This window comes from Mesorhizobium sp. M1338, from assembly GCF_040318045.1.
Lineage (GTDB): Bacteria > Pseudomonadota > Alphaproteobacteria > Rhizobiales > Rhizobiaceae > Mesorhizobium.
The window spans coordinates 1-747 of record NZ_JAMYLL010000152.1; the positions used below are offsets into that span (position 1 = coordinate 1).

Below are 747 nucleotides of genomic sequence, written 5' to 3' on the forward strand. Positions count from 1 at the left end.
TCAGGTAGCCACGCGCAACCCCCGCCCCGCCAATGTAAAGCTCCCCCACCGCCCCGAACGGGACGGGCGCGCCATGACCGTCCAGAAGATACAACCGCGTGTTCGCAATCGGACGCCCGATCGGGATGGAGGCCAGCCCCCCGACAGCGTCGGATATTGCGAATGTGGCACATCCAACCGTCGCTTCTGTCGGACCATAATGATTGATCAGACGCACGTTCGGGAAATGCTCTTGCCAAAACTGCATGTCTGCCGGGATCAAGGCCTCGCCACCGACCATGAGTGCTCTGGTCGGGGCTGGTCCCTTGTAGGCTTCAAGCCGCTTGTTTAGCAGGCTTAGATGCGAAGGGGTCAGCTTGATTAGATCATAGGTCTGACTATCCTCTAAAGCAGCAAGCGCATGTATTAGGGCAATGGGGTTGGCAAGACGAAGCTTGGCGCCCGCCAAGAAAGGCCCGAATAAGGTCGTAACGCCAGCATCAAAGCTGAACGACAGCAGCATGGGCGAACCGTTGCCGGCTTCTTCGTAATGGCTGCGATCCGACCAATGCAAATAGTTCACCAGACTTCCATGCTCGACCATGACGCCCTTTGGGGTTCCGGTGGAGCCTGAGGTGTAGATGACATAGGCGAGATGGCGCGCGGTGAGACCAAGGGCGCGCGGCTCGGGATCGCAAGCGGGCAGTTCGGCCCAAGCCGGGGTCGCCGTCTCCAGATCGACCACGCTCACATCGACAAGCGCCTCGG

Annotated in this window: 1 protein-coding gene; it reads right to left on the reverse strand. The window is 59.8% G+C overall.

The window, feature by feature from the left end; all coding sequences use genetic code 11:
* The coding region (locus tag NKH19_RS33410; RefSeq protein WP_352983988.1) for an AMP-binding protein at positions 1–730 on the reverse strand (730 nt) is incomplete at its 3' end.
* Positions 731–747: the final 17 nt, after the last annotated feature.